The 26,589-nt window shown below is 72.0% G+C and carries 24 protein-coding genes; 13 read left to right on the forward strand and 11 right to left on the reverse strand.

What is annotated here, in order from left to right; all coding sequences use genetic code 11:
* Positions 1 to 11: 11 nt before the first annotated feature.
* Entirely contained in the window at positions 12 to 1,364 is a 1,353-nt protein-coding gene (locus tag HJD23_RS37765; protein WP_171108707.1) for a DUF2254 domain-containing protein, read from the reverse strand.
* 288 nt (positions 1,365 to 1,652) lie between these two features.
* Here HJD23_RS37765 and HJD23_RS37770 point away from each other — a divergent pair, with 288 nt between their 5' ends.
* Complete coding sequence (locus tag HJD23_RS37770; RefSeq protein WP_171108709.1) at positions 1,653 to 2,177, forward strand: PepSY domain-containing protein; 525 nt, start codon at positions 1,653 to 1,655, stop codon at positions 2,175 to 2,177.
* Positions 2,178 to 2,226: 49 nt separating this feature from the next.
* Here HJD23_RS37770 and HJD23_RS37775 read toward each other — a convergent pair whose 3' ends face one another.
* On the reverse strand, positions 2,227 to 3,594 hold the full coding sequence (locus tag HJD23_RS37775) for an SGNH/GDSL hydrolase family protein (RefSeq protein WP_171108711.1): 1,368 nt from the start codon (positions 3,592 to 3,594) through the stop codon (positions 2,227 to 2,229).
* 140 nt (positions 3,595 to 3,734) lie between these two features.
* The gene (locus HJD23_RS37780; RefSeq protein WP_240981112.1) at positions 3,735 to 6,089 is read right to left on the reverse strand and encodes a SpoIIE family protein phosphatase; all 2,355 of its coding nucleotides are present in this window, start codon (positions 6,087 to 6,089) and stop codon (positions 3,735 to 3,737) included.
* Between the two features lie 449 nt (positions 6,090 to 6,538).
* On the opposite strand from HJD23_RS37780, the gene HJD23_RS37785 reads away from it, so the two are divergent.
* Genes HJD23_RS37785 through HJD23_RS37820 form a run of 8 tightly spaced genes read left to right on the forward strand, consistent with a single transcriptional unit; the run spans position 6,539 to position 14,830 of the window.
* Entirely contained in the window at positions 6,539 to 6,889 is a 351-nt protein-coding gene (locus HJD23_RS37785; RefSeq protein WP_171108715.1) for an NADH-quinone oxidoreductase subunit A, read from the forward strand.
* A complete protein-coding gene (locus HJD23_RS37790) occupies positions 6,880 to 8,220 on the forward strand; it encodes a hypothetical protein (RefSeq protein ID WP_171108717.1) in 1,341 nt (446 codons plus the stop codon). The genes HJD23_RS37785 and HJD23_RS37790 overlap by 10 nt, the downstream gene beginning before the upstream one ends.
* A complete protein-coding gene (locus HJD23_RS37795) occupies positions 8,213 to 9,142 on the forward strand; it encodes an NADH-quinone oxidoreductase subunit H (protein WP_171108719.1) in 930 nt (309 codons plus the stop codon). Before HJD23_RS37790 ends, HJD23_RS37795 begins: the two co-directional genes overlap by 8 nt.
* A gap of 20 nt (positions 9,143 to 9,162) precedes the next feature.
* Positions 9,163 to 9,732 (forward strand): NADH-quinone oxidoreductase subunit J, encoded by a 570-nt coding sequence (locus tag HJD23_RS37800; RefSeq protein WP_171108721.1) that lies wholly within the window; start codon positions 9,163 to 9,165, stop codon positions 9,730 to 9,732.
* Positions 9,729 to 10,034: an NADH-quinone oxidoreductase subunit K gene (locus tag HJD23_RS37805; protein ID WP_171108723.1), complete on the forward strand. Its 306-nt coding sequence runs from the start codon at positions 9,729 to 9,731 to the stop codon at positions 10,032 to 10,034. The genes HJD23_RS37800 and HJD23_RS37805 overlap by 4 nt, the downstream gene beginning before the upstream one ends.
* The gene (locus tag HJD23_RS37810; protein ID WP_171108725.1) at positions 10,031 to 11,902 is read left to right on the forward strand and encodes a proton-conducting transporter membrane subunit; all 1,872 of its coding nucleotides are present in this window, start codon (positions 10,031 to 10,033) and stop codon (positions 11,900 to 11,902) included. The genes HJD23_RS37805 and HJD23_RS37810 overlap by 4 nt, the downstream gene beginning before the upstream one ends.
* A gap of 4 nt (positions 11,903 to 11,906) precedes the next feature.
* Positions 11,907 to 13,412: an NADH-quinone oxidoreductase subunit M gene (locus HJD23_RS37815; protein ID WP_171108726.1), complete on the forward strand. Its 1,506-nt coding sequence runs from the start codon at positions 11,907 to 11,909 to the stop codon at positions 13,410 to 13,412.
* Complete coding sequence (locus HJD23_RS37820; protein WP_171108728.1) at positions 13,409 to 14,830, forward strand: NADH-quinone oxidoreductase subunit N; 1,422 nt, start codon at positions 13,409 to 13,411, stop codon at positions 14,828 to 14,830. The genes HJD23_RS37815 and HJD23_RS37820 overlap by 4 nt, the downstream gene beginning before the upstream one ends.
* Before the next feature lie 86 nt (positions 14,831 to 14,916).
* Here HJD23_RS37820 and HJD23_RS37825 read toward each other — a convergent pair whose 3' ends face one another.
* A complete protein-coding gene (locus HJD23_RS37825; protein WP_171108730.1) occupies positions 14,917 to 17,484 on the reverse strand; it encodes an FtsX family ABC transporter permease in 2,568 nt (855 codons plus the stop codon).
* A gap of 3 nt (positions 17,485 to 17,487) precedes the next feature.
* Positions 17,488 to 18,330, reverse strand: coding sequence for an ABC transporter ATP-binding protein (locus HJD23_RS37830; protein WP_171108732.1), 843 nt, complete (start codon positions 18,328 to 18,330; stop codon positions 17,488 to 17,490).
* A gap of 231 nt (positions 18,331 to 18,561) precedes the next feature.
* Between HJD23_RS37830 and HJD23_RS37835 the strand changes: the two genes are divergently transcribed.
* Positions 18,562 to 18,801, forward strand: a complete 240-nt coding sequence (locus tag HJD23_RS37835; protein WP_171108734.1) for a toxin-antitoxin system HicB family antitoxin — start codon at positions 18,562 to 18,564, stop codon at positions 18,799 to 18,801.
* Positions 18,802 to 18,805: 4 nt separating this feature from the next.
* Positions 18,806 to 19,180, forward strand: a complete 375-nt coding sequence (locus HJD23_RS37840) for a fic family toxin-antitoxin system, toxin component (RefSeq protein WP_171108736.1) — start codon at positions 18,806 to 18,808, stop codon at positions 19,178 to 19,180.
* A gap of 9 nt (positions 19,181 to 19,189) precedes the next feature.
* Here the strand turns inward: HJD23_RS37840 and HJD23_RS37845 are convergent, their stop codons facing one another.
* The 4 genes from HJD23_RS37845 to bioB form a co-directional block, all read right to left on the reverse strand.
* On the reverse strand, positions 19,190 to 19,870 hold the full coding sequence (locus HJD23_RS37845; protein WP_171108738.1) for a class I SAM-dependent methyltransferase: 681 nt from the start codon (positions 19,868 to 19,870) through the stop codon (positions 19,190 to 19,192).
* Positions 19,871 to 19,972: 102 nt separating this feature from the next.
* Entirely contained in the window at positions 19,973 to 20,719 is a 747-nt protein-coding gene (gene bioD, locus HJD23_RS37850) for a dethiobiotin synthase (protein ID WP_171108739.1), read from the reverse strand.
* A gap of 1 nt (position 20,720) precedes the next feature.
* On the reverse strand, positions 20,721 to 22,001 hold the full coding sequence (locus HJD23_RS37855; protein ID WP_171108742.1) for an adenosylmethionine--8-amino-7-oxononanoate transaminase: 1,281 nt from the start codon (positions 21,999 to 22,001) through the stop codon (positions 20,721 to 20,723).
* Positions 21,994 to 23,166: a biotin synthase BioB gene (gene bioB / locus HJD23_RS37860; protein ID WP_171108743.1), complete on the reverse strand. Its 1,173-nt coding sequence runs from the start codon at positions 23,164 to 23,166 to the stop codon at positions 21,994 to 21,996. Before bioB ends, HJD23_RS37855 begins: the two co-directional genes overlap by 8 nt.
* A gap of 154 nt (positions 23,167 to 23,320) precedes the next feature.
* Between bioB and HJD23_RS37865 the strand changes: the two genes are divergently transcribed.
* Positions 23,321 to 24,448: an 8-amino-7-oxononanoate synthase gene (locus HJD23_RS37865; protein ID WP_171108745.1), complete on the forward strand. Its 1,128-nt coding sequence runs from the start codon at positions 23,321 to 23,323 to the stop codon at positions 24,446 to 24,448.
* 66 nt (positions 24,449 to 24,514) lie between these two features.
* On the opposite strand, the gene HJD23_RS37870 is transcribed toward HJD23_RS37865, so the two are convergent.
* Together HJD23_RS37870 and HJD23_RS37875 are read right to left on the reverse strand one after the other, a co-directional pair.
* Positions 24,515 to 24,736, reverse strand: a complete 222-nt coding sequence (locus HJD23_RS37870) for a DUF397 domain-containing protein (protein WP_171108747.1) — start codon at positions 24,734 to 24,736, stop codon at positions 24,515 to 24,517.
* A gap of 9 nt (positions 24,737 to 24,745) precedes the next feature.
* A complete protein-coding gene (locus HJD23_RS37875; protein ID WP_171108749.1) occupies positions 24,746 to 25,606 on the reverse strand; it encodes a helix-turn-helix transcriptional regulator in 861 nt (286 codons plus the stop codon).
* Positions 25,607 to 25,818: 212 nt separating this feature from the next.
* On the opposite strand from HJD23_RS37875, the gene HJD23_RS37880 reads away from it, so the two are divergent.
* Positions 25,819 to 26,277 (forward strand): ATP-binding protein, encoded by a 459-nt coding sequence (locus HJD23_RS37880; RefSeq protein ID WP_171108751.1) that lies wholly within the window; start codon positions 25,819 to 25,821, stop codon positions 26,275 to 26,277.
* Positions 26,278 to 26,589 lie beyond the last annotated feature (312 nt).

Below are 26,589 nucleotides of genomic sequence, written 5' to 3' on the forward strand. Positions count from 1 at the left end.
CGGTCGTGCGGTCAGCGCCTGAAGCCGTGTGTCCATCGGCCGGTCAGGGCCTCGTCGACGCGTTCGGTCAGCTCGATGAGCCGGAAGTGCTCGGTGGCGTGGAGGTTCTGGGCGTCGATGGTGGAGCGCAGCCGGGCGAGTGTGGCGGTGACGGCCGGGTGCTGGTCGGGTGCGCTGCTCCAGGCCAGTTCGCGCAGCAGCATGGCGAGGCGGGCCAGGACGGCGGGCTCGGCGGCGCCGTAGCGCAGGGGCTGGGACACCGCCAGATCCAGCAGGTCCTGCAGGTCCGGGCGGCGCAGCACGACTCTGACCTGCTGGTGATCGTCGCGCAGCAGCCGGGGTCCGAGGTCACGGCGCGCCAGCTGGCACAGCAGGGCGGAGGAGTGGGACAGGGCGTGGACGGCGGTGGTTGGGTCGTTGATCCCCGGGGAGAGCGCTTTGGCGGCGATGTCGGTGAGCTGCCGGAGCCCGAAGGCGATGTCCTGGAGGTCGGTGCGTTCGCCACCGGTCCGCACCGCCTCGCGGACTCCTTCGGCCAGGCGTGTCCATGTGCCGGGGGAGAACGGCTCTCCGGTGCGCGGCCAGGCGGCTCCCATGGGCGTGCCGACGATCAGCGAGCCTCCAGGGTAGCGGTCGATGAGCACCAGGGCGTCGGCTTCGACGGCAACCTTCAGGAGCGCCGCCTCGTCGACGGAGGTGAGGAAGCCGGAAGCGCCGACGGTCAGGGTCAGCGCGTTCGCGGGCGGTTCCGGCGGCGCGGCAGGAGGGCTCCCGGCCGCGGGCTCCCCGCCGGCCGTGTCCTGCTGCTCCGCAAGGAGCCGGCGGATGGTGCGGTCGGCGGCGGAGTGGACGCTGTTCATCATCTTCTCGACCCGGATCTCGCGTGCCAGGTGCGACAGAAACAGCACCAGGGCGAGCACGCTGGCCAAGGTGAGCACGAAGGCCGCGGTGACCGACATCTGAGGGACGAACTCGGTCTGCTCGTCCTCGCCGGTGCGTACCGTGCGCAGCACGGTCAGGGCGTAGGTGAACGTCGTGAGGAAGAGCGCCAGGGTCGTCTGGACGTACCGGTCCGCGGTGAAGGTTCGCAACAGGCGTGGGGAGAACTGGCTGCTTGCCAGTTGCAGCGTCAGCACGGTGAGCGAGAAGGTCAGCGCCGTGACCGTGACGAGTGAGCCGGCGATCGCGGTCAGCACCGAGCGCGCGGCATCGGCGCTGCCGCCGAACAGGTAGTCCCGTAGCCAGGACGGCATGTCGTGCCGGATCCGCTCATCCAGCCGGGGCAGTCCCACTCCCGCGACGACGGCGAGGGCGACACCCAGCGTCGGCAGCGGCCACAACTGGACCCGGAGCGTGTCACGCATCGGTGCGAGGAACGCCGGCCGGGGCCGAGGGGGTCCCCGACGCGGGGAGAGAGAGGAAGCGCTTCGGCATCAGCACAAGATCAGGGTACAGAGCACAGCAAATGAGACAACTTGTGCGCTGAGCGGATCAGGGATCCAGATGCCTCACATGTGCATCGCAGTGGATTTCCAGGACATGTGGGGTTCATTCCATATCGGATGGATAGTCGGCCCCGCATGGAAGCAACGGGAGTCATGTGTCGGCACGGGGGCGGACGCGCTTGGAAGCGGCTCGCCCTGGTTCTGTGCGTGCCGGTTGTCGCTCTTTCGCTGCTGGTGGGCTGCGGCCGGGACAATCCGCTGAACGAACCCGCCGAGCGGTACGGGAACGTCGAGATCGACCATGAGCGTGCCATTCGCCTGTCGGTGGCCGAGGTGACCGGCGGTGAGCTGGCTGCCCTGAAACTTCAGGATCCCGAGTCGGTGTCGCCCGTGTGGGAGAGCCGGATCGCGGACCGGGAGGGACAGCTCCGGACGGTCCGGATCGATGCCACCCGGGGTGAGGTGCTGGGGACGAGTCCTGGCCCCGACCTGACGGACTCCGAGCGGCAGGAGCTGACGCGGCTGCTGGAGGAGGCTCGGCTGCTGCCGGGCCAGGCGGCCCGTGAGGTGGCCGATACGACGAACGGCGCGGTCGTCCCCGCCATAGAACTGGACGGGCGTGACGGCGAACCGGTCTGGAAGGTCAGTGTCCTGGGCGTGGGTGACGAGTCGGCGACGGTCCATGTGGTCGACGCGAGGACGGGCGAGGTCCTGGAACGCAGCCCGGCCTGACGCGGCCACGGGGCGCCCGCGCCGCGGATCACGGCGCTGTGGCGGCCGGTCACTGTGCATCAGGGGGGAGAGCCTGCTGGTCGGCGAGGGCGATGGCCAGTGCTCCGGCGGCTGTTGGGTGCAGTGGAGCGCGGCCGGTCGGGCCCTGCACGTACGGTTGCGCGCTGCACAGCCCGTGCCCGGTGAAGTCCGGCCGCACCGGGGTGAAGCCGGCGGTCTCGGCTCCCTGCCGCAGGACGGCGTTGAGCGCGGCCAGCCGGGAGCGCAGGACTTGCACCTTCTCCCGGGTGAGACCTTCGTCGCGGAGGCAGTCGACGTCGGGGCCGAAGGGGTCGTAGTACTCGTTCACCAGTACAGCGGGGTCCTGGGGGAGGGCGGCCAGCTGGCGCAGCAGCGTCCGGTAGTCGAGGGCGAACTGGGCGAGGCGGTTCTGGAAGAAGGCGGTGGAGGCGCGGTCGTCGCAGGTCGGGGAGGCCGCGCAGAGCTTGACCAGTTCTGCCCAGCGCACGTCGTTGGCCCCGACGCTGACCAGGACGACGGACGCTTCCGTGGCCCGCCGCGCCTGGGCCAGCTGCGGTGGGGCGACCTGGTCGCCGAGGATCTGCACGCCGAGGATGCCGTCCCGGACGGTGGCGCCTGAGCAGGCGAGGTTGAGGACGCGCCAGTCGTTGGCTCGGGCCAGCATCCGTGGGTAGGAATCCGCACTGCGCCGGCATGCCTTGTCCAGCTCGTCGGCGTCGGCCGGCGGGCCGTTGCCGGTGCCTGCGGCGGTCGAGTCGCCCAGGGCCACCGCCCGTACGCCGCCCAGTGGCGGGCCTTCGGCCCGGGGCACCGGGGTCAGGGGGCTGTCGCCCACCAGATCCTCCAGCGACCGTACCTCGCGCAGCGCCTGCGGGGTGTCCGAGGCCAGCAGATAGAACCCGACGGCGTTGACCGCGGCCACCAGGGCGACGCCGCCGGCCAGCACGAGGACGGTACGGCCCGGCGGCATGCGGCGCAGTCCCGTCCAGGCGGCCAGGGGGAGCAGGACCAGCCCGGCGGCCACCGCGGTCTCCCACGCTCCGTAGCGGACCCAGCCCGCCGCGAGTTTCCGGCCCACCTCCAGGGTGAGCCGGTCATGGTCGCCGGACCGCAGGAGCCGGGCCACCTCGGCGTCCTGTTCGATGTGAGTCAGTTCGAGCCGGGGCCTGATCGGCCCGTTGAAGTGGGGCCGGGTGGGGATGGTCTGGCCGAACAGGTTGAGCTGCCCGGGACCGGACAGGTTCCACTCCAGTGGTGCGGCGCCCACCCGCACCGTCTGGCCGGCCGCCGACACCGGTTGCAGTGGAGTGATCCGCACCGCCAGCCACACCGCTGCCAGCGCCAGAGCCGCGAGCCCGAGAACGTACCCGGCGGCGACCGCGACCCGGCGTCGCATCCCGCGGCCCTTCCATGGTGCCGGTCGTTTCCGCCTCAATCTCAGGCGGGCGGTGCAGGCCACTGCCCTCCTTGCGTGCTGTGTCCGCTCATTGCCACGACCTGCGGTCCCCTCGTCACGGCCGCCGTCACACCTGACGGTTACCCCTGGGCGCCGTGCAGTGACTGTTCGGTCCAGACTGTCTTGCCCTCGCGGCTGTAGCGGGTACCCCAGCGTTCGGCCATCTGAGCCACCAGGAACAGGCCGCGTCCGCCTTCGTCGGTGGTGCGGGCCCGGCGCAGGTGCGGCGAGGTGTGGCTGCCGTCGCTCACTTCGCAGACCAGGGAGCGTCGTTCCCGGATCAGGCGCAGGGTCATCGGATCGCTGGCGTAACGGTAGGCGTTGGTGACCAGTTCGCTGGCGATCAACTCGGTGGTGAAGGTGAGGTCCTCCAGTGCCCACTCGGTCAGTTTGTCGCTGACGAGTGCTCTGGCCCGGGTGGCGGCGGTGGCTTCCAGAGGCAGCCGCCAGGCGGTGACATGCCGCTCCGGTACGACGCGGGTACGGGCGATGAGCAGAGCGATGTCGTCGGCAGGACGAGGGGGCACCAGGGCGTCCACGACTGCCTTGCACGTGTCCTGCAAGGGACTGGCCGGGTGGGTCAGGGCTGCGCACAGCCGCGCCAGACCCTCATCGGTGTCCATGGTGCGTTCGCCGATCAGCCCGTTGGTGTAGAGCGTGATCAGGCTTCCCTCGGCGAGTTCGAACTCGCCGGCCTCGAACGGCAGACCACCCAGACCGAGCGGTGGGCCGGCGGGCAGGTCGAGCAGGCGGGCCTGCCCGTCCGGGCTGGTCACCACCGGCGGCGGATGGCCGGCGCGGGCCGCGGAGCACCGGCGGGAGATGGGGTCGTAGACGGCATACAGGCACGTGGCGGTGAGGAACGGCTGAGTCGCCGGCCGTTCGTCGGCTGCCTCCTGCTCTGCCGCCAGCAGATTGACCAAGTCGTCCAGGCGGGACAGCACTTCGTCCGGTTCCAGGTCGAGGCCGGCCAGGGTATGGACGGCGGTACGCAGTCGGCCCATCGTGGCGGCGGCGTGCAGGCCGCGTCCGACCACGTCGCCGACGACGAGGGCGACCCGCGTCCCGGACAGGGCGATGACATCGAACCAGTCACCGCCCAGGCCGGGACCCGAGCCGGCAGGCAGATAACGTTGGGCCACCTCGACGGCCGACTGCTCGGGCGCCGTGCTGGGCAGCAGGCTGCTCTGCAAGGTGAACGCGGTCTGCTGCTGCTGTGCGAAGCGCCGGGCGTTGTCGATGGCGAGGGCGGCGCGCGAGGCGAGTTCCAGCGCCAGCGTCAGATCATCGGCTGCGAACGGATCGGGGCGCCGCGAGCGCCACAGGCTCATCACGCCCAGTACCACGCCCCGCGCCGTGAGCGGCACAACGATCAAGGAGTGTGCGCCCCGTGGCGACGCGTATCCGCTTCGGCCCTGTGCAACGGACCACCAGTCGGACGGAAGAACGGGTTCCAGGGCGGGGCGGCCTTCGGCAAGGCATCTGGCCTGGTGTGTATCCGGTGCGTACTCGATCGGCCGTGGCGCGCCCGGGCCGCCTTCCTGCGCACCGATGCCGGACGTGCCCATCCGTACCACTGGCCCCGCCGGGGCGAGCGTCAGTTCCTCACCGAGGGTTACCTGCTGCAGCAGGTCCACCGACGCGTGGTCGGCGAGGCGAGGGACCATCACGTCGGCGAGTTCCCGGGCCGTCTGTCCCACGTCCAGGGTCGTGCCGACCCGGGTGCCGGCTTCGGCGAGGAGCGCGAGCCGGTGCTGGGCGCGGTGCCGTTCGGTGATGTCCTCGATCATCTCGGCCACGCCCAGGATCCGGCCGGCGGAATCCTCCATGGGGAAGGACGACACCGATGCGACGTGTTCTTGCGCCGGGGCCCGTTCCAGGCGTGCGTACTGCTCCGAATAGACCAGTGATCTCCTGGTCCGCATGACCTGGCGCACCCGGTCCACGGCCTTGCGTGCGTCCTCGGGGACAAGCAGAGCGCCGGTGGGCATGCCTCGGAAGTCCGCAGCCGGGACGCCGGCGAACCGTTCGATGGCCCGGTTGACCCGCAGAATCCTCATGTCGGGGGTGTGCACGACCAGGCCGATGGGGCAGCGGTGGTACAAACCGTCGAGGACCGCGCGATCCCTCTGCCAGTCCAGGACGTCAGCCGCAGGTGCCCCGGCGAGAAGCCACTCCCGGACCCCGTCGCGTTCGAGCGCTGAGACCCTGAGCCCCAACTCCACCGGTTGCCCGCTGCGGTGCCGTACCGCGAGCAGTCCGAACCAGCCATTGGCTCTCCTGCATCTGTCCGCGGCATCCCTGACGGCCCGCAGATCGCCGGGATTGACCAGAACCTCGAATGCGGAGCGGCCGATCACGTCAGGGCTTCGGTAGCCGATCAGCTCCTGGGCCCGTCGACTCCAGCCGACCACCGTCCCCCGGTCGTCGAGCATCCCCAAGGCGGCCAGGTGCAGACCGAGCGGATCGTCATCGTTCTCGCTGAGCTGCCTCACCCGCTCCTCCACCGTCTTCGTCCGCAGTGCAGCCAGGCATGTACACGATCGCGGGGCGCTCGGCCATGCCAATAGCTTCGTACGGCCTGTCCTCCTGCGCATGCGGAGACCGGCCGTCCGGACAGACCACCGACCGCGCCCCCGACACGGCCGATCGGCGTCGGCAGTGCACCGGGCGGTTTGCGGGGTCCGGTGCGGTGTTACTCCTACGTGAACGGCATCGGCCGTCGCTCCAGACGCTGCCGTACCACTGGAGGTTTCTGTCATGACATGTCCGTGAGCGAGCGGACGTCGGCGCACGCGGCGCGCGGCAGCCTGATCCTGCCGGGCCGGTCCGGCCGGTCCGGCTGGTCTCGCTGGTCGGTCGCCGCCCGGGATGGTGAGGACGTATGAGCGGCACGACGGCGGCGCTGTCCCTGCTCGGCATCGCCCTGATCGCCGTCGCCGGTGTGTACGGGGCGGCGCGGGCGGTGCGGATCAGTTCCGGCGCGCTGGGCGCGGCACCGTTCGGGTCGGGGCTGGAGCCGGTGGAGCACGCGGTGAGCCGGTTCCATGTGCGCTGGTACGCGGTGACGATGCTGTTTCTCGCCTTCGACATGGAGATGGTCTTCATGTATCCGTGGACGCGAGTGATCTCCGCCATGGGACCCGGCGCGGTGATCGAGATGTTCGTCTTCCTCGCCGTCCTGGTCACCGGCGTCGTCTACGCGTGGCGGGAGGGTGCGCTGCGATGGACGTGACCGCCCTGGCCCTGCGCGCCGCCGCGGCGCGACCGTGCGTGCTGCTGGCGACTGTGCCGGGCGGGGCATCGGTACGGCTGGCCGCCGAGCGACTGCTGCGGCTGCGCGACTGGCCGCAGGCGTCCACTCCGGCGCAGGCCGATCTTCTCCTCGTCGCCGGTCCCGGCTGTCCCACCCTGCGGGCGGCGCTGGAGCGGCTGTGGCAGGACCTGCCCGCCCCGCGCGCCCGCGTGCACGCCCGCAGCGCTGACGAAGTGGAGGCCGCGCTGGACAGCGGCCAAGCCCTCCTCGGTTCACCGGGCGTTCAGCGCGAGCTGCCGGCGGCGCCTGAAGCAGGCGGGCACCAGGGTGGCGGGCACGGCACGCAGGAGCGGCACGGTGCCGGCCAGGACAGGGAGGCGGAGCGTGGCGACGGCGGTCACGCCCACGATGACCAGGACGCTGACGGGCACGGCGGGCACGGCCGGCAGGGCGGCCACGGGGGACACGGCGGGCATGGCGGGCATGGCGGGCACGGGAGCGGGGACATGGAGACGCCGGGCGGGCTGCCGATGGCCGGGCAGGGCGAGGACCGCGACGGGCTGACGCTGGATCAGCTGCATGTGCCACTGGGGCCGTTCTTGTCCGACTGGCCCACGGGCCTGACGATCCGTCTGGTGCTGCAGGGCGACGTTGTCCAGCAGGCCGGCGTCGACGAACCGGCAACGCCCGCTGCCGGAGCGGTGGTTGAGCCTTTCTGGGTGCAGCCGTGGCTGCGGACCGCTGCTGGGGAGCCAGTACAAGCAGGGGAGGCGGTGCGCCGGCGCGCGGCAGCGCATCTGGACAGCCTGGGACGGTTACTGGCGGTGGCGGGCTGGCCGGCCGAGGCCGTGTCGGCCCGGCGGCTGCGGGACGACCTGCTCTGCGGCGCGCCCCGTGCCGCGGTCGCGCCCCGGCTGGAACGCCTCGCCCGCAGGGTCGGCCGTTCGCGGACCTTGGCCTGGCTGACCCGCGGCATCGGTGTCGTGACGGCTCAGCAGGCGCGGGAGGCGGGGGTGAGTGGTCCGGCGGCGCGGGCCGGCGGGGATGTGACGGCCCGCTACCGGCAGTGGCTCACCGACATCCGGCGCGACCTGCACCGGCTGGAGGAGTCGTCACCCCTTCAGCCGGCGGTGGAGGAGAGCCCGCGTGGCCTCTGGAATTCCAGGCACCCGCCGTCGGCCGCCCTGATCGCGCTGCTGCCCCGGTTGCTGGAAGGAGCCGAGCTGGCCGCGGCCCGCCTCGTCGTGGCCGGTCTCGACCCCGATCCGGAGGAACTGGCCGCCTGCGCGGTGGAGGTGGCGCGTGGTTGAGGCGGGGGCGTGGTGGACGCTGCTGGTCGCCCCGGGACTGCTGTTCGCCCTTGCGGTGCTGGCGGTGGCCGGCGACGCGGTGCTGGACGCGCGGAACGCGGGACGGCAGGTCGGTCTCGCCGCCGCGGTGCGGCCGTTTCTCGGTGTGCCGCGGGCGCTGGTGGCGCAGCCGCGGCGGTTGCCCGCCTCGGACCGGCTGCTGTGGCGGGCGGGCGTGGTGACCGTGCCGGTGGCCGCCGTGCTGTCGACGCTGGTCATCCCGTTCGGCAACCGTGTGGTCGCCGACCTGTCGGTCGGGGTGGTGTGGTTCAACGCCATGGAGGTGCTGACCTGGGGTGGGCTGTGGCTGGCCGGCTGGGGCCCCAACTCCGCGTTTCCCCTGGTCGGCGGCTATCGGTTTCTCGCTCAGGGCCTGGCCTATGAGCTGCCGTTGATGTTCGCGCTGATCTCGGCCGCCACCGGGGCCGAGTCGCTGCGGGTGGGGGACATCGCCGCCGCGCAGCACGGGCTGTGGTACGCGGTGTGGATGCCGGTCGCCTTCGCCGTCTATCTGGCCGGTGTGCTGGCGTTCAGCTTCCTGGGCCCGTTCGCTTATCCGGTCGGCCGCGACCTGGCCGGAGGTGTCCTGGGCGAGACGTCGGGGGTGGACCGGTTGCTGCTGCAGGCCGGCCGGTGGCTGTGGCTCGCCTCCGGCGCGGCCATGGCGGTGCCGCTGTTCCTGGGCGGCGGCGCCGGGCCGGGCTTGCCGGCCTGGGCGTGGTCGCTGGTCAAGACGCTGCTGGTGCTCGGTCTGCTGGTGTGGGTCCTGCGGCGGCTGCCGGTGATCCGCGCCGACCGGTACGTGGAGTTGGCGTGGGTGGTGCTGATCCCGCTGACGATCGTGCAGGCCCTGGTTCCGGCCCTGGTCAACCTCAACCGATAGGAGAACGGAGGGACCGCGTCATGGGCACGACCGACACCGTGCTGCTGGTGGTTCCGGGGGTGCTCGCCCTGCTCTTCGGCGTGCTGGTGTTCACGCTGAACTCGATGGCCCGGGTGACCTTCTCGCTGCTGGCGGCCCTGGTGTGCGTCGGCGGTGTGACGACCGTCCTCGGCCTGCCCTATCTGGGCGTGGTGATCGTGCTGATGATGGTCATGGAGATGGTGATCATGGCCGTGTTCATGATCGCCTACATGATGAACCCGGCCGGTCTGATGCCGATGTCGATGCTCCACAACAGCCGCGGCGCGTTCGCCATCAGCGGTGTCGTCTTCGCGGCGCTGGTCGCCGGGATCTCCCTGGTGCCCTGGCCCGACGCCGCCCCGACCCCGCCCAGGGACACCACCTTCCAGGTCGGCAGGGCACTGATGGCCGAGCAGATGCTGACCATGGTCGTCCTTGGATTCGTGCTGCTGGCCACCATGGTCGGCGCCACCGTGCTGGCCACCCACCGCGGCCGCTACGACCGCTTCGGCGACGACCTCGACCAGCGCCCCGCGAACGACCCGGCCGGCGGAGGAGTGGGCCGGTGACGTTCGAGCTGATCCTGGTGCTGGCCGCGGGCCTGTTCTGCATCGGCCTGTTCGGCGCGCTGTCCCAGCAGTCCATCGTCATGATCATGATGGGGATCGAGCTGATGATCGGCGGCATCATCGTCGCGGCGGCCGACTTCTGGCACTTCCTGTCCCCCGGCGCACCGAGCGGCCAGGTGGTGATCGTGGCCGCCGTGGTCGCGATGGCGGTGGAGATGGCCATGGGCTTCGCCGCGACCACCGCGATCTACCGCGCCCGCCAGGTCGACATGACCGACATGGCCGGCGACCTGAAGGGATGAGCGCGGTGATCTGGCTGCTGATCGCCCTCCCCCTCGGCGCGGGGACGGTCCTCGGGCTGACGGGCGCGCGCTGCAACCGGCTGGTCCCCGCCATCGGCGTGGCGGTGGCCACGGCGACGCTCGGAGTGGCCGTCGCCGCCGCGGTGGACCGGCCCCACGCGAGCGCGCCGCTGTTCGCCGGACTGCGGGCGGGCCTGGCGGTGGACGGGCTGTCCGCGGTGCTGGTGGTCACCGTGGCCGCGGTCACCGCCGCCGTCCTGGCCTTCGCCGCGGGGGAGTTCTCGCCTGAGGAGAACCGAGGGCGGTTCTTCGGGCTGATGCTGATCTTCGCCGGTTCCATGCTGGTCACCGTCACGGCGACCACACTGCCGCTGCTGCTGATGGCCTGGGAGGTGATGGGTGCCACCAGTTGGGCGCTGATCGGCTACTGGTGGCGCGAGCCCGAGCGGGTCCGGGCGGCGGACACCGCGTTCCTCACCACCCGCACCGCCGACCTCGGCCTGTACCTGGCCGCCGGGGCTGCGATGGCCGGCGGCGCCGGTTCCCTGCAACTGGACACCCTGCCGCACGCCACCTCACCGTGGCTGCACGTGATCACCGCAGGGGTGGTCGTGGCCGCCCTGGGCAAATCCGCGCAACTGCCGTTCTCCTTCTGGCTGTCGCGGGCCATGCAGGGCCCGAGCCCGGTGTCGGCGCTGCTGCACTCGGCGACCATGGTCGCCGCCGGCGCCTACCTGCTGCTGCGCCTGCATCCGCTGCCGGCCGCCACCGGCTGGGCCGGTCCGCTGGTCGCCTGGACCGGCGCCGTCACCGCTCTCGCCCTCGGCGTGGTCGCCGTCGCCCAGCGCGATCTGAAACAGCTGCTCGCGGCCTCCACCTCGTCCCAGATCGGGTTCATGGTGCTGGCCGCCGGCAGCGGCGGAATCGCCGCGGGCACCACCCAGCTCGTCGCACACGCCGCCACCAAAGCCGGGCTCTTCCTCGCTGCCGGGGCCTGGCTGACCGCGCTCGGCACCAAGCAGCTGCCCGCCCTGCGCGGCGCCGCCCGCACCCACCGTCTGGTCGGCACCGCCTTCACCGTCGGCGCGCTGACACTGGCCGGGCTGCCGCCGCTGTCGCTGTGGGCGGCCAAGGACGAGGTCCTCGCCGCCGCGCACGCCGAGAGCACCGCGCTGTACGCCGTGGGGCTCGCGGCGTCCGCTGTCGCCGCCGTCTACAGCATCAAGGCCCTCTGGTACGCCACCCAGCCGCTGCCCGACGATCCGGAGGCCGGGTACGACACCGAGCGCCACGGCACCCGGCGCACCGCCCCCACGACGCCCGCACCGCTGCTCGCCCTCACCCTCGCCGCGGCCGTACTGGGCGTGCTGGCCCTGCCCGGACCGGCGTCCTGGCTGAAGCACCTGGTCGGCGCGCCCGACGAGCCGTCGCCCAAGCCGTGGGAGCTGGGCCTGTCCGCCGGTGTCGCGCTCGCCGCCGCGGGCCTGGCCTGGTGGTGGGGATCCCGCCCGGCGCCCGTGCCGCGCCCGGTGGTGCGGTGGGCGCAGGGGTGGCTGTATCTGGAGCGGGCCGCGCACGCCGTGGTGGTACGGCCCGTCCTGGGCCTGGCGCGGGCGCTGGCCGTCTTCGACGACCGGGTCGTCGACGGTGCCGTACGGCAGGCCGCACGAGGCGGACTGGCCACCGCCCGTCTCGCGGGCCGAGTGGACGACGGCGGCATCGACGCCGCCGTCGGCGCGGTGGCCGCCGGCGCCCGGAGCCTGGGCCGGTGGGCACGCCGTCCGCAGACGGGACTGCTGCACCAGTACTACGCACAGGCCGCCGTCGGATTCGCCGTGCTGATCCTGATCGTGCTGTTGGTGAGGTAGCCCCGTGCTGAGTGTCGTCACCTTCCTGCCCCTGCTGGTCTGTGCGCTCCTGCTGCTCTGGCCCCGCACGCTCTCCGACAGGGTGTACATCTGGGTGTGGATCGCCACAGCCGCCGTCGACCTCGCCCTGGTCGTCACCGTCTGGACCGGCTTCGACCCGGGGCAGGGAATGCAGTACCAGCAGCGGGTGCGGTGGATCCCCAACGCCGGGGTCGGCTACCACGTCGGCGTCGACGGCCTGTCCCTGCCCCTGGTGGCGCTGACCTGCCTGCTGTTCCTGGCCGTCGCCGTGTACTCGCTCAAGGAGCGGCGACGGGTGCGCTCGTACGTGTGCCTGTTTCTGTTCCTGCAGACCGTCAGCCTGGGCCTGTTCGTCGCCCAGGACCTGATCCTGTTCTTCGTCTTCTTCGACCTGTCGATCGTCGGGATGTTCTTCGTCATCGCCGGATGGGGCCACGGCGAGCGGGGCAGGGCGGCCGCGCTGAAGTTCTTCCTGTACACCTTCATCGGCTCACTCGCCCTGCTGCTCGGCTTCATCGGCCTGTACCTGGCCGCCGAACCCCACACCTTCGACCTCGTCGACCTCACCCGCGACAACCCGCTCGCCGGCACCGGCCTGTACGCAGGCCTGGTGCTGCTGGCCATCGGCGTCGGCCTGGCGGTCAAGACCCCGACAGTGCCGTTCCACACGTGGCTGCCGCCCGCGCACACCGACGCCCCCGCCGCCGGCTCGGCGATCCTCGCCGGGATCCTGCTGAAGATGGGCACCTACGGTTTCGTCCGCATCGCCATGCCGCTGCTGCCGGGCAGCTGGCGTCAGTACGCCCTGGTCGTCGTCGTCATCGGCGCCGTCTCCGTCGTCTACGGCGCACTGGTCGCCCTGGCGCAGACCGACTTCAAGCGGATGATCGCCTACACCTCGGTCAACCACATGGGCTACATCGTCCTCGCCGTCGGTGCCGCCGGAACGCTGGCCGGCACCGACGCTCAGGCCCGCTCCCTCGCGGTCACCGGAGCGGTCACCCAGATGGTCAGCCACGGCCTGATCACCGGTGCCCTGTTCCTGCTGTCCGGTGTGCTGTACGACCGGGGGCGGACGTATGCGATGAACGCCTACTCGGGGCTCGCCGCGCACACCCCGCGCTTCGCCGGTGTCACGGCCGTCGCGGCGTTCGCGAGCCTGGGCATCCCCGGCTTCTCCGGGTTCATCGCCGAGTTCCAGATCTTCACCGGCTCCCTGGCCTCCCAGACGATCGCCACCGCCATCGCCCTGACCGGCATCCTGATCACGGCGGCCCTGTTCCTGCGCGCCGTGCGCTCGATGTTCCTGGGCGTCCCGCGCCTGCCGCAGACCATCCCCACCGGTGGCCTCAGCGACCTGAAAGGCACAGAAACCGTTCCCACGGTGGCGCTGCTGGCGGTCGCGCTGGTGATCGGCGTCGTGCCGCGCTGGCTGCTGGACGTCATCGAACCCGCCGGCCGCACGCTGACCGGACTGGTGGCCCGATGAACGAGAACCTCGCCGCCCTCGTCCCCGAACTCGCCCTGCTCGGCGCCGCCGTCATCGGCCTGCTCGCCGGTTCCTGGCTGCCCCGCCGCCGTCAGTGGGCCGTCGCCGTACTCGCGGCGGCCGCCTGCGTGGCCGGCCTGGCCGCCACCGGCATCACCATGGCTACGGGCCGCGAGCAGACCGTCTTCCATCACGCGTTCGCCGTCGACACCGCCACCGACATCGGTCGCCTGATCGTCCTCGGCGCCCTGCTGCTGATCATCGGCATGTCCGTGGAAACCGTCCGCGGCCACAAACGCGAAACCGAATACTGGGTCCTGCTCCTGCTCACCGGGGCAGGCACCCTCGCCCTCATCGGCGCGAACGATCTGCTGACCCTGTTCGCCGCCTACCTGCTCGCGAGTATCCCCGCCTACGCGCTCGCCGCCTTCGCCAAGGACGCACGCGGCACCGAAGCAGCCCTGAAGTACTACCTGATGGGCGCCCTGCTCGGCACCACCATGCTGACCGGCACCGCCCTCCTTTTCGCGGCCGGCCACGCCACCCTCTACCGCGAACTGCACAGCGCGCTGCCCACCGCCGCCTACGGACTGGTCGCCGTCGGACTCATCGGCGTCCTGGCCGGGCTCCTCTTCAAGGCGGGAGCGGTCCCGGCGCACTTCTGGGTCCCCGACGTCACCGACGGCGCCCCCACCCCCGTCGCCGCGTACGTCACCACCCTGCCCAAGATCGGCGGCCTGATCGCCGGCTATCGCCTGCTGCACCAGGCCCTGCCCGACAGCGACGTCAACTGGCCCCTGCTCCTCGCCGTCATCGCCGCCGTCACCATGACGCTGGGCAACCTTGCCGCGTTCTTCCAGAACTCCGTCAAACGCCTGCTCGCGTACTCCACCATCAGCCAGGTCGGCTACCTCCTGATGGCTCTGGCCGTCGCCACCCGCACCGACCTCGCCCAGAAGAGCCTGCTGTTCTACCTCGCCGCCTACGCCGCCACGAACCTCGGCGCCTTCGCCGTCGTCACCGAACTCCCGCACGCCCGTACCCTCGCCGACTACCGCGGCCTCGCCCGCCGCCACCCGGGCCTCGCCGCCGTCCTCGTCGTGTGCCTGCTCGGACTGGTCGGTACGCCGCCCACCGGTGTCTTCCTCGGCAAACTGGAGATCTTCAGCGCCGCGGTCGACGGCGGCTACAGCTGGCTCGCCGCGCTCGCCGTCGCCAACACCGTCGCCTCCCTCTTCTACTACCTGCGCTGGCTCGCCCCCCTGTTCGCCACGACCGCACCCGCACCTGCCGCAGCCCACGCCGTCCTCGGCCGCTGGGCCGCCGCCACCGCCTACACCGCCGGAACGGGCTCCCTTGTCCTCGGCATCGCCGGCGGCGCAGTCCTCCCCCTCACCACAGGACCTCTCCTTCGCTGACACGCACACCGCCTCCTCAAGGGCGGCGCCGACGCGTACCGGAGGCCCGTTCACGCCCGCTCAACCACCCGGCCGGACGCCCACCGTCACTCGTGCGCGATCGCCGCCAGTACATTCATCCGCGACGCCCGCAGCGCCGGCAGCAGTGCCGCCACGACGCCGACCACCGCCGAGCCGATCACGACCGCGACGATCGTCCACCACGGGATCGCCAGCGCGGTCATGCCCTCCAGCGCCAGCACCTGCTGAGTGCACAGGCCCCACACCAGCCCCAGCGCGAGCCCGAGCACCGCGCCGAACACCGCGATCACCACCGACTCCAGCCGGATCATCCGGCGCAGCTGCCGCCGGGCGAGCCCGATGGCCCGCAGCAGCCCGATCTCCCGGGTGCGCTCGACGACGGACAGGGCAAGGGTGTTGACCACGCCGAGTACCGCGATGACGATCGCCAGCCCGAGCAGGGCGTACACGAGGTACAGCAGCACCGCGATCTGGTCGTGCACCAACTGCTTGTAGTCGGCGAGGTCCCGCACCTGCACCTGCGGATAGGCCTCCAGCGTCGCCTCCAGGCTGCCGCGCAGGTCGTCCGGCTCGGTCCCGGGCGAGCCGTTGACGTACAGCGCGGAGTCCTGCGCGCCCGGCGCGTACCGCTCCAGGGTGGCGAGCCCGAAGTAGATCCCGCCCTGCATGCCGAAGCCCTCGGCGGACTCCTGGTCGGTCAGCGCGCCGACGGTCAGTTCGGCCTCCCGTCCGCCCTGGAACTCGACGGGGACCGTGCTGTCGACCCGCACACCGTGGTCCCGCGCGAAGTCCCGGTCCATCGCCATCCGCCCGGGAGCCAGCGCGGCGGCGCTGTCGCCCTGCGCGTAGGTGATGTTGGCGACCTCGTCGAGCTCCGGGTCGTAGCCGACGGCCGTCGTCTCGATCCGGTCGCCGTCGGGGAGGGTCACCGCGATCGGCGCGAACTGCGAGCGCACGACCAGGCCGACGCCCTCGGTCTCGCGCACCCGCTGGGTGACCTCCTGCGGGAAGGGCACGAAGTTGGCGTTCTGGAGCACGAAGTCGGCGCCCAGCGTCTGGTCGATCTGCTCGTCGAACGACTTCGTCATCGAGGCGCTCGCCACCGACATCCCGCCGACCAGCGCGAGCCCCACCATGAGCGCGGCCGCGGTGGCGCCGGTACGCCGGGGATTGCGCAGGGCGTTGCGCTGGCTCATCCGCCCGATCGAACCGAACAGCGCCGGGAACCAGCCGCCCAGCACCCGGATCACCGGCCGTACCAGCAGCGGCCCCGCGATCACGGTCGCGACCAGCGTCAGGACGACCCCGAGACCGAGCAGGGACGCCGCCGAGCCCGTGTCGGACGCCACCACACAGCCCACCAGCGCGGCCGCGCCGGCCGCTCCGACGACCGTGCCGACGATCGCCCGCACCTTGAGCGGCCGGCCCACCCCGGCGGCCTCGGCGTCCGCGAGCGCCGCCATCGGCGAGACGGCGGCGGCCCGGCGGGCCGGGAGGTACGCGGCGACGAAGGTGACGCCGACTCCGACGACGTACGCCGTCACGGGTGTCACCCAGCCGATGACCATCTCGGTGGACTTGATGTTCATACCGAGCAGACCCATCAGCTCGATCAGCCCGGCGGCGAGCCCGATACCGGCGGCCAGGCCCAGGGTCGAGCCGACCAGGCCGAGCAGCAGCGCCTCGGTGAGCACCGAGCGGCGGACCTGGCGGCGGTCGGCGCCCAGCGCGCGCAGCAGGCCCAGTTCGCGGGTGCGCTGCGCGATCAGCATGGAGAAGGTGTTGACGATCAGGAACACGCCCACCAGCACGGCGATCCCGGCGAAGCCGAGCATCACCCACTTGATGATGTCGAGGAAGCCGCCGAGCTGTTCGACGTCCGACTGGGCCTGTTCGCCGGCGGTGCGGAAGTCGTAGCGGCCGGTGCCGAGCGTGGCCGTCACCCGCTCCTTGAGCGTCTCGTCGCTGACGCCCGGCGCCGCGTCCACGGTGATGGCGGTGGCGCCCTCCGGGTCGCCGAGGAGCTTGGTCTGCGCGGTCGGCGTGTCCAGGAACAGCAGCGCGGCACCGGGGTTGGTGGTGGTGAAGGTGACGATGCCGACGACCTCGACCTTGAACGAGCCGGGCGCCGCGATCACCGTCAGGGCGTCCCCGACCCGTACGTTCCGGCGCTCGGCGGTCTCGGAGTCGAGCAGTGCCTCGGTCGGCCCGCGCGGGGCGTGACCGGAGGTCAGTTCCACGGGGCTGCGCTCGGTCGGGTTCCAGTTGGTGCCGAGCGTGGGGGCGCCGGTCGTCGGGCTGACCGACTCGTTGCGGTCGTCGACGACGGTGATGTTCTGGACCTCGACCTCCGCGCGGGCGGCGGCCACCCCGTCGACCCGGGCGACCTGCTCGGCGAGGTCGGCCGGCAGGGTGGCCGTCGCGCCGGACGGCACCGCCTCGTCGAGAGTCTCCTTGGGGCTGACGGTGACGTCGGCCGCCGTCGAGGCGAAGAGCCGGTCGAAGGTGCGGCTGACGGTGTCGGAGAAGATCAGGCTGCCCGCGACGAACGCGACGGACAGCAGCACGGCCAGCGCCGAGAGCAGCAGCCGCCCCTTGTGGGCGAGGAAGCTTCTGAGCGTCGCCTTCAGCACGGTTCAGTCTCCCTGGGCGGGTGTGCCGTCGTCGTACTGACGGCGGATCACGTCGGACCCGGGGGTCTGGGGGGCACCCCCAGTGAAGAGGCGCATGCGTTCCAGCACCGCTTCCGCCGTCGGCCGCGCCATCTCGTCGACGATCCGTCCGTCGCCGAGGAAGAGCACCAGGTCGGAGTGGGCGGCGGCGCCCGGGTCGTGGGTGACCATGACGACGGTCTGCCCGAGTCCGTCGACGGCCTCGCGCAGGAAGCCGAGGACCTCCAGGCCCGCGCGCGAGTCGAGGTTGCCCGTCGGCTCGTCCGCGAAGATCAGCTCCGGCCGGGAGGCGAGAGCGCGGGCGCAGGCGACGCGCTGCTGCTGACCGCCGGACAGCTGCGAGGGGCGGTGCCCGAGCCGGTCCCGCAGCCCGAGGGTTTCGATGACCTCGTCCAGCCACTTCTGGTCGGGCCGCCGGCCCGCGATGTCCATGGGCAGGGTGATGTTCTCCAGCGCGTTCAGTGTCGGGATCAGGTTGAACGACTGGAACATGAAACCGATCCGGTCCCGGCGCAGCCGGGTCAGTTCGCGCTCCCTCAGCCCGGTGATCTCTGTGTCGCCGAGCCACACCCGGCCCGACGAGACGGTGTCGAGCCCGGCCAGACAGTGCATGAGAGTGGACTTGCCGGACCCCGACGGGCCCATCACGGCGGTGAACCGCCCGCGCGCGATGTCGACGTCCACCGCGTCCAGGGCGAGCACCGTCGTCTCGCCCGAGCCGTACGCCTTGGTCAGACCGCGGGCGCGGGCCGCGACCCCGTCGGCCGAGGCGAGCCCCGGGGCGTGTTCCGCAGCAGGTGTGGACAAGGGTGCCTCCTTGGTCGCTCCTCGCTCGTGGACGTCCCGGGTTCCTCGCCGTGGCCGACGGCCGCTCATCGCCGGGGCCGACAGTAATGTGATGCGCGGCACACACGGTATACGCCGGAGGTCCTGGGCCGTCTCCTGCCCAGGTCGGGCACCGGATGCGGGTGTAAGGGGCACGCACCCGGCCGTGCAGGCGCCCTTGCCGTGCTAGCGCCCCAGCGCTAGCTTCGAGATATGGCCAAGACCCAGCTGAACGTCCGCGTCGACGAGGACACCGCCCGCGCGGCCCGCGAACGCGCCCTCGCGCGCGGGATGAGCGTCAACCGCTACATCGAGGAACTCGTCAAGCAGGACACCGGCGAGGTCGGCCACACCTTCGTGGAGGCCGCCGCCGACTTCATGAAGCAGTACGAGTCGGTCTTCGCCGAGGAGTTCGGCAGCGACCGTGAGGGTACGCGCGAAGGTCGCCGCTGATCCCTTGAGCGACCTCACCATCGACCTCGCCTGGCTCCTGATGCTCGCCGAACAGAAGACGCCGGGAGACCCCCAGGTCACCGACTGGGGAGCCCTCGTCGCCGCCGTCGCGCGCCACCAGGCCGAGATCTTCGACGTCCCCGTCTACGACACCCCCCACGCCCGCGCCGCGGCCCTGCTCCAGCTGCTGATCCACGTCCCGGCACTGGAGCGTTCCAACGCCCTGTTCGCCTCCGCCGTCGCGTACGCCTACCTTGTCGCCAGCGGCGCCAAGGTCGTCACCTCGCCCGAGCAGGTGCGCGATCTGGCCCGGCTGGTCAAGAGCGGCGAGGCGTCGGTGGGCGACATCGCGCGCGAGCTGCGCCAGTGGAGCCTGTGAGGCGCCGGCCTACTGCTGCGGCCGCCACGCGGTGCCGAGCACGCAGAACGACGTGGGCAGCACCGGCCCCTTCTCCGGCATCAGCATCCGCCGGTACGGCCCCAGTTCGAACCCGGCGTCGCGGAGCGCGCCGACCGGATCCCGGGACAGATGGCAGCCGCCGTTCAGCACCGGCCACACCGTGCGGTCCAGCGCCCGCTGCGTGAGGCCCATCGCGCGGCCACCGCCCCGGCCGTGCTCGAAGAACCGCACCTGACCGCCGGGCCGCAGCACCCGCCGTACCTCACCGAGGGCGCGCGGCACGTCCCGCACACTGCACAGCACCAGCGACAGGACCACCGCGTCGAAGCCCTCGCTCTTGACCGGCAGCGCCTCCGCCGCGCCGGGCACCACGTCCACGGGCATCTCGGCGCGCAGGGCGGCCTCCACCGCCAGCTGCCGCAGGCTGCGCTCCGGTTCGATGGCGACGACCTCCGCGACCGTGCCCGGATAGTGCGCGAAGTTCAGACCGTTGCCCGCGCCGATCTCGATCACCCGCCCCGACAGCCCGGCGAGCAGCCGGTCGCGCACCCCGGCCATGCCCATCCGGGTCTCGGCGGCCACGCTGAGGCGGGCGTAGTAACGGGCGAACAGCGGGTGGTGCACGGGATCGCGCGCCACCTTGCCGGTGCCGGTGGACCGTAGCGGCATGGAAACCTCCCGGGCAGGACGGGCCATACCGGGATTGTCCCCAGGAAGCGCCCCGTGCACCCCGCGACTTCGAACCCGCCCGCGCCGCGCGCTCGTGAGTCCCTACGTCGCCGTACCGGCGTCCTTCAACGGAACAGGCCTCTCCCGCACCCGGAACGCCTCCGCGTCCCACGTCCCGTCCAGCCGCGGCGCCAGCCACCCCGGTGCCGCCGCCCGGAAGGCCTCCGGCGCCCAGGCCCCCGCCCCGGCCGGAAGCGCCCCCAGCAACGGCGCGCCCGCCACCTCGGGCAGATCCGCCAGATTGCAGCGCGAGGCCAGATCCGGCTCGGTGGGCCAGCTGCCGATCACCACACCCACCAGATCGAGCCGTCGACGGCGTAGTTCACGCGCCGTCAGCTCGGTGGTGTTCAGCGTCCCCAGTCCCGCCGCGACCACCACGATCACCGGCGCCGCCAGCAGCTCGGCCGCGTCCGCCAGCGTCCCGCCCGCCGGGTCGAACCGCACCAGCAGCCCGCCCGCACCCTCCACCAGCACCAGATCGTGCTCGGTGGCCAGCTTGGCCGCGGCCTCGGCGATCTCCTGCGGATGCACCGGCGCCCGCCCGGCCCGCCGCGCCGCCGTACCCGGCGCCAACGGCTCGGGGTACCGGGCGAGTTCCCGCGCCGTGACCGGTCCCGCCAGCCGTGCGACCTCCTCGGCGTCCCCGCGCTCATCCGGTCGTACGCCCGTCTGCGCGGCCTTCAGGACGGCGACCGAGCGCCCCGTCGCCACCGCCGACGCGGCGACCGCGGCCGTCGTGACCGTCTTGCCGATCTCCGTGCCCGTCCCCGTGATCACCAGGATCGGCATGTCATCCCTCCCGCGCGGCCGCGCACACCGCGCGCCCGATCCGTGCCAGGTCCGCGTCGCCCGTGACGTACGGCGGCATGGTGTAGACGAGGTCGCGGAACGGCCGTAGCCACACGCCCTCGCGCACGGCGGCCCGCGTCGCCGCCGCCATGTCCACCGCGTGGTCGAGCTGGACGACCCCGATGGCACCCAGGACCCGTACCTCCCGTACCCCCGGGAGGTCAGCGGCCGGTGCCAGCCCGTCCCGGAGTCCCGCCTCGATGCGCTTGACCTCCGCGCGCCAGTCCTGGCCGAGCAGCAACTCGATCGAGGCGCAGGCCACGGCCGCCGCCAGCGGATTGCCCATGAACGTCGGCCCGTGCGCCAGCACCGGCACCTCCCCCCGGGAGATGCCGTCGGCCACCCGTGACGTGCACAGCGTCGCCGCCATCGTCAGATAGCCGCCGGTCAGCGCCTTGCCCACGCACATCACGTCCGGCGTCACGGCCGCGTGCTCCGCCGCGAACAGCGCGCCCGTCCGCCCGAACCCGGTCGCGATCTCGTCGAACACCAGCAGCACGTCGTGCGCGTCGCACACCTCGCGCAGCACCCGCAGATACGCGGGGGAGTGGAACCGCATCCCGCCCGCGCCCTGCACCACCGGCTCCACGATGACGGCGGCGAGTTCGCCGGCGTGCCGCTCGATCAGGTCGCGCAGCCGGCCGGCGTACGACTCCTCGTACGTGGCCGGCGGCGGGTCCGCGAACACCTGGCGCGGCAGCACCCCGGTCCACAGTTCGTGCATGCCGCCCTCGGGGTCGCACACCGACATCGGCTGCCAGGTGTCGCCGTGGTAGCCGCCCCGCCAGGTGAGCAGGCGTCGCTTCTCGGGCCGGCCGAGCGAACGCCAGTACTGCAGGCACATCTTGATCGCGACCTCGACCGACACCGACCCGGAGTCGGCGAGGAACACATGCTCCAGACCGTCGGGCGACATGTCGACAAGGAGCTTCGCGAGCCGTACGGCGGGCTCGTGCGTGAGCCCGCCGAACATCACATGGCTCATCCGCGACAACTGCTCGCGCGCGGCCTCGTTCAGCACCGGGTGGTTGTAGCCGTGGATCGCCGACCACCAGGACGACATGCCGTCGATCAGCTCGCCCGAGCCGTCCGCGAGCCGCAGCCGCACCCCGCTCGCCGACTCCACGACGAGCGGCTCCTGCCGGCCGGGCATGGGGCCGTACGGATGCCAGACGTGCCGCCGGTCGAGGTCCAGCAGCTCGGGCAGGGTCAGGTCAGGCATTGGGCGCGAGGTCCGTTCCGGCACCCCGGCGGCGTACGGCGACCAGGTCCGTACGCGGTTCGGCGGCCTGCGGGACGGATTCGGAACCGCAGACTCCGTTCCCCTCGTGCGACCCGCACCCGGCATCCTCGGCGCTCTCGCGGGCACCGCACCCGCCGCCCGCCCGGTGCTCCGGCAGCGTCACCTGGTCGGTGCCCTCCACCTCGAACCCGGCGTCCGCGATCATCTCCAGGTCGGCCTTGCCCGCCTGCCCCTCGCTGGTGAGGTAGTCGCCGAGGAAGATGGAGTTGGCCAGGTGCAGGGCGAGGGGCTGCATCGAGCGCAGATGCACCTCGCGGCCGCCCGCGATCCGCACCTCGACGTCCGGGCACACGAACCGCACCATCGCCAGGATCCGCAGACAGCGCTGCGGGGTGAGGTGCCACTCCTTGGCGAGCGGGGTGCCCTCGAACGGGATCAGGAAGTTGACCGGCACCGAGTCCGGGTCCAGCTCGCGCAGCGCGAACACGACGTCGACCAGGTCCTCGTCGCTCTCGCCCATCCCGGCGATCAGACCGGAGCAGGCCGACAGCCCGGCCGCGTGCGCCTTCTGGACCGTGTCCACCCGATCGGCGTACGTGTGCGTGGTGGTGATGTCCGCGTACGTCCCCTCGGACGTGTTGAGGTTGTGGTTGTAGGCGTCCGCGCCGGCGTCGCGCAGCCGCTCCGCCTGGCCGTCGGAGAGCAGCCCGAGGCAGGCGCACACCTCGACGCCCTCGTTCTGCTCCTTGATCGCCCGGATCGTCTCGGAGACCCGGTCCACGTCCCGGTCGGTCGGCCCGCGCCCGCTGGCCACCAGACAGACCCGCTTGGCACCGCCCGCGAGCCCGGCGGCCGCCGCCTCGGAGGCCTCGTCGGGCTTCAGCCAGGTGTACTTGAGGATCTCGGCCTTGGAGCCGAGCCGTTGGGAGCAGTACGAGCAGTCCTCGGGGCACAGCCCCGACTTGAGGTTGACGAGGTAGTTCAGCTTCACCCGTCGGCCGAACCAGTGGCGGCGCACCTTTCCGGCCGCGGCCACCACATCGAGCACGTCGTCGTCGGAAGTTGCGAGGACGGCCAGCGCTTCCTCGCGGGTCGGCGTCTCGCGCCGAAGCCCCTTGTCCACCAGCGTGTTCAGCAGGTCCATGGAAGCTGATCCTGTCCTAACGCACCGCCTCCGGCCAAGAGGAGACTTCACACAACACGCGGCGTTCGACGTGTGGGTATTGCCACACCCTGAGCTGCGATGGGTACCGCTAGGGTCTGTTCACTGCCTACAAAACACCGGAGGACGAAACCCCATGGCGTTCGGCTGGATCGACGAGCAGGCGGAGCTGCGCCGCAGCGCCGGACTCGTACGGACCCTGCGTCCCCGCCCGGCCGACTCGCCGCTGCTGGACCTGGCGAGCAACGACTACCTGGGGCTGGCCCGGCACCCGGAGGTCACCGAGGGCGCCGCGCGGGCCGCGCGGAGGTGGGGCGGCGGCGCGACCGGCTCCCGGCTCGTCACCGGCACCACCGAACTGCACACGGAACTCGAACGTGAGCTGGCCGACTTCTGCGGCTTCGAGGCGGCGCTGGTCTTCTCCTCCGGTTACGCCGCGAACCTCGCCGCGGTCACCGCGCTGGCGCCGCACGGCTCGCTGATCGTCTCCGACGCGGGCAACCACGCCTCGCTGATCGACGGCTGCAGGCTGGCGCGTGGCACCACGCAGGTCGTCGCGCACGCCGACCCGGAGGCGGTACGCAAGGCCCTCCAGACGCATGACGGTCCCGCGGTCGCCGTGTCCGACACGGTCTTCTCGGTCGACGGCGACGCCGTCCCGCTCGCCGCCCTGGCCCAGGTGTGCCGGGAGCAGGGCGCGGGGCTGGTCGTGGACGACGCCCATGGCCTCGGCGTGCTCGGCGACGGCGGCCGGGGCGCGCCGTACGCGGCGGGGCTCGCGGGCGCGGACGACGTGGTCGTCACGGTCACGCTGTCCAAGTCGCTGGGCAGCCAGGGGGGCGCCGTGCTCGGCCCGGCGCGGGTGATCGACCATCTGGTCAACGCGGCCCGGACGTTCATCTTCGACACCGGTCTGGCTCCCGCCGCCGCGGGCGCGGCACTCGCGGCCCTGCGGCTGCTGCGCGGTGAGCCGGAGCGGGCGGCGCGGGCCCGCGCGGTGGCGGGCGAGCTGCACACCCGGCTGACGGCCCTGGGCCTTCAGGCGGTACGACCGGACGCGGCGGTCGTCTCCGTCCGCGCGCTGTCCCCGGAGAGCGCCGTGCGCTGGGCGGCCGACTGCCGCGCCGAGGGGCTCGCCGTGGGCTGCTTCCGACCTCCTTCCGTACCCGACGGCATCTCCCGGCTGCGGCTGACGGCCCGCGCGGACCTCTCCGGGGACCAGATCGAACGCGCTGTACGTGTCATCGGCGACACGCGACCATGAGTCGGCGAACCACGGCCGTGCATCGCGTGCTACGGAACTGATCAGGGACGATCCAGGTTCGGACCCTCAGAGGTGAGCCGTGAACCCCGCCCAGCTCTCGGGGGAGAAGAACAGCGCGGGTCCGGACGGGTCCTTGGAGTCGCGTACGGCGAGCAGTCCGGCCCACGGGCCAAGGGCCGGCCGGGCCGTCTCGACGCAGTTGTTCGCGCCGGTGCTGTAGCTGCTGCGCAGCCAGTGCACACCGAGCAGTTGAGTGCTGGAAGGTACGTTCCGAGGCAGGACGGTCATGGTGCCTCCTTACGCGCCGTCACCTATCACGGCGATGTAGTCCAACGATTCCTCGGGCGAAAGGGCGTAGAACTGAAGGGCGTTGAAGGCCTCGGTGTAGGCCTCTACGTCTTCTTTCCGTTCGAGGTAGAGGCTACTCGTCAAGTGGTCAAGAACGACAACGTCCAGATCGGAAGTGCTCGAAAATGAGAAGATAACGAAAGGCCCGGTGATGCCGATGTGCGCCCCCGCCGCGAAGGGCAGCACCTGGAGGCGCACTTGGGGCAGCCGGGCCGCGTCCATGAGCCGCTCCAGCTGCCGCGACATCACCTCCGGGCCGCCGACCTCGCGGCGCAGCACCGCCTCGTCCAGCACCGCGCTCAGTACCAGCGGAGGGTGCGAGCGCAGCACGTCCTGCCTGGCCAGACGTACCTCCACCAGGGCGTCCAGGCGGTCCTCGTCCAGGCCCTCCACCGCGGCGCGGGTCACGGCGCGGGCGTACTCGGGGGTCTGGAGCAGGCCCGGGACGACGGAGGTCTCCAGCGTGCGCATGGCGCCGGCCTGCGACTCCAGGCTGATGAAGTCCCGGTAGGTGGGCGGCAGCACCCCCTTGTAGGCGTGCCACCAGTGGTCGCGGCCGTGGCCGCCGCCGGAGCCCGCCAACGCCAGGAGGAGGTCCCGAAGTTGGGCGTCGTCCACCCCGTAGGCATCCAGGAGTAACCGCACATCGGCCGGTTTCACGCCGCTGGCGCCGGTCTCGATCCGGCTCACTTTCGACTGGTGCCAGCCCACCAGCCGGGCCGCCTCACCGCTGGTGAGGCCCGCGCGGCCTCGCAGTGTGCGTAATTCGGCGCCCAGTTTCCGGCGGCGCACCGCGGGACCGTGCTGCATGGGCTACTCCTTACTCCTTCCGAGCCGCCCAAATACGCTCTGCCGTCGCAGAGTTCACCGCTTCGAGCGACAGATATATGCATATCTTGGTGGATCGCCACCGCTTCCGGGCTATGAGTGGCAGTCTGGCGACGAAGCACCAGTCCGGGACCGTACTCGAACCATCCGCTCCGTGTCGGACTGCGGTCCCGTGGGAAAGGGACGACGTCGCCATGGCAGACCACCTGGAAGCATCCGTCACTCTGCCGAGCGATCCCGCCTCGGTCTCCGCCGCCCGCACCTACGTGGTCAGCACGCTGGCGGAATGGGGCCTGCCGCCGGAGACGGAGGTGGCCGACACGATCCGGCTCATCGTCTCCGAACTCGCCACCAACGCCGTTCTGCACACGTCCGGCCAGTCACCCACCTTCACGGTCGCCATGGAGCTCGACCGCGACGAGCAGCTCCGCATCGGGGTGACCGACAGTCACCCGCGCCTGCCGAAGCGGCTCCCGGCCGCCGTCCAGCAGGACAACGGCCGCGGCCTGGTCATCATCCGCTGGCTGACCGCCGAGTGCGGCGGCCGCATGAGAGTCCGCCCGACCCGCGAGGGCGGCAAGACGGTCTCCATCGAACTGCCGTGGACGGTGCGGGCGGGCCCAGTACCGACGGCGGGCAAACAGGAGCCGTAGCTTTCGGGGCGGGTGCGGGGCGCGTTGCGAGGGGAGCCCTACCCGGGCGGGCCACGCAGCGCGCTGCGCGACTGGAGTCGCCGGGCGGGGGGCTCGGCCCCGTGCTCTGGGTGGTCTGGTCTGTTGGGTCGGGTGTGGCGCGGTGGAGGCGGAGGGCTCAGGCCCGCGCCGCGGAAGAGGCGGAGACCTCAAGCCCGCGCCCCGGGCGGTCGGTCCGGCCTGCCGGGTCAGGAGCGGGGCGGTTGGGGCGGAGAGTTCGGGCCCGTGCTCTGGGTGGTCCGGCGTGCAGGGTCGGGGGTGGCGCGGCGGAGG

It is taken from the genome of Streptomyces sp. Z423-1, assembly GCF_013009255.1.
Taxonomy (GTDB): domain Bacteria; phylum Actinomycetota; class Actinomycetes; order Streptomycetales; family Streptomycetaceae; genus Streptomyces; species Streptomyces gossypiisoli.

What these genes read in the sequence shown, in the direction of transcription:
- HJD23_RS37765 (WP_171108707.1), bottom strand. Translation starts at nt 1,364, where the DNA reads ATGCGTGACACGCTCCGGGTCCAGTTGTGGCCGCTGCCGACGCTGGGT.
- HJD23_RS37775 (WP_171108711.1), bottom strand. Translation starts at nt 3,594, where the DNA reads ATGCGACGCCGGGTCGCGGTCGCCGCCGGGTACGTTCTCGGGCTCGCG.
- HJD23_RS37780 (WP_240981112.1), bottom strand. Translation starts at nt 6,089, where the DNA reads ATGCTCGACGACCGGGGGACGGTGGTCGGCTGGAGTCGACGGGCCCAG.
- HJD23_RS37785 (WP_171108715.1), top strand. Translation starts at nt 6,539, where the DNA reads ATGAGCGGCACGACGGCGGCGCTGTCCCTGCTCGGCATCGCCCTGATC.
- HJD23_RS37790 (WP_171108717.1), top strand. Translation starts at nt 6,880, where the DNA reads ATGGACGTGACCGCCCTGGCCCTGCGCGCCGCCGCGGCGCGACCGTGC.
- HJD23_RS37800 (WP_171108721.1), top strand. Translation starts at nt 9,163, where the DNA reads ATGGGCACGACCGACACCGTGCTGCTGGTGGTTCCGGGGGTGCTCGCC.
- HJD23_RS37810 (WP_171108725.1), top strand. Translation starts at nt 10,031, where the DNA reads ATGAGCGCGGTGATCTGGCTGCTGATCGCCCTCCCCCTCGGCGCGGGG.
- HJD23_RS37820 (WP_171108728.1), top strand. Translation starts at nt 13,409, where the DNA reads ATGAACGAGAACCTCGCCGCCCTCGTCCCCGAACTCGCCCTGCTCGGC.
- HJD23_RS37835 (WP_171108734.1), top strand. Translation starts at nt 18,562, where the DNA reads ATGGCCAAGACCCAGCTGAACGTCCGCGTCGACGAGGACACCGCCCGC.
- HJD23_RS37845 (WP_171108738.1), bottom strand. Translation starts at nt 19,870, where the DNA reads ATGCCGCTACGGTCCACCGGCACCGGCAAGGTGGCGCGCGATCCCGTG.
- bioD (WP_171108739.1), bottom strand. Translation starts at nt 20,719, where the DNA reads ATGCCGATCCTGGTGATCACGGGGACGGGCACGGAGATCGGCAAGACG.
- HJD23_RS37855 (WP_171108742.1), bottom strand. Translation starts at nt 22,001, where the DNA reads ATGCCTGACCTGACCCTGCCCGAGCTGCTGGACCTCGACCGGCGGCAC.
- bioB (WP_171108743.1), bottom strand. Translation starts at nt 23,166, where the DNA reads ATGGACCTGCTGAACACGCTGGTGGACAAGGGGCTTCGGCGCGAGACG.
- HJD23_RS37865 (WP_171108745.1), top strand. Translation starts at nt 23,321, where the DNA reads ATGGCGTTCGGCTGGATCGACGAGCAGGCGGAGCTGCGCCGCAGCGCC.
- HJD23_RS37870 (WP_171108747.1), bottom strand. Translation starts at nt 24,736, where the DNA reads ATGACCGTCCTGCCTCGGAACGTACCTTCCAGCACTCAACTGCTCGGT.
- HJD23_RS37875 (WP_171108749.1), bottom strand. Translation starts at nt 25,606, where the DNA reads ATGCAGCACGGTCCCGCGGTGCGCCGCCGGAAACTGGGCGCCGAATTA.
- HJD23_RS37880 (WP_171108751.1), top strand. Translation starts at nt 25,819, where the DNA reads ATGGCAGACCACCTGGAAGCATCCGTCACTCTGCCGAGCGATCCCGCC.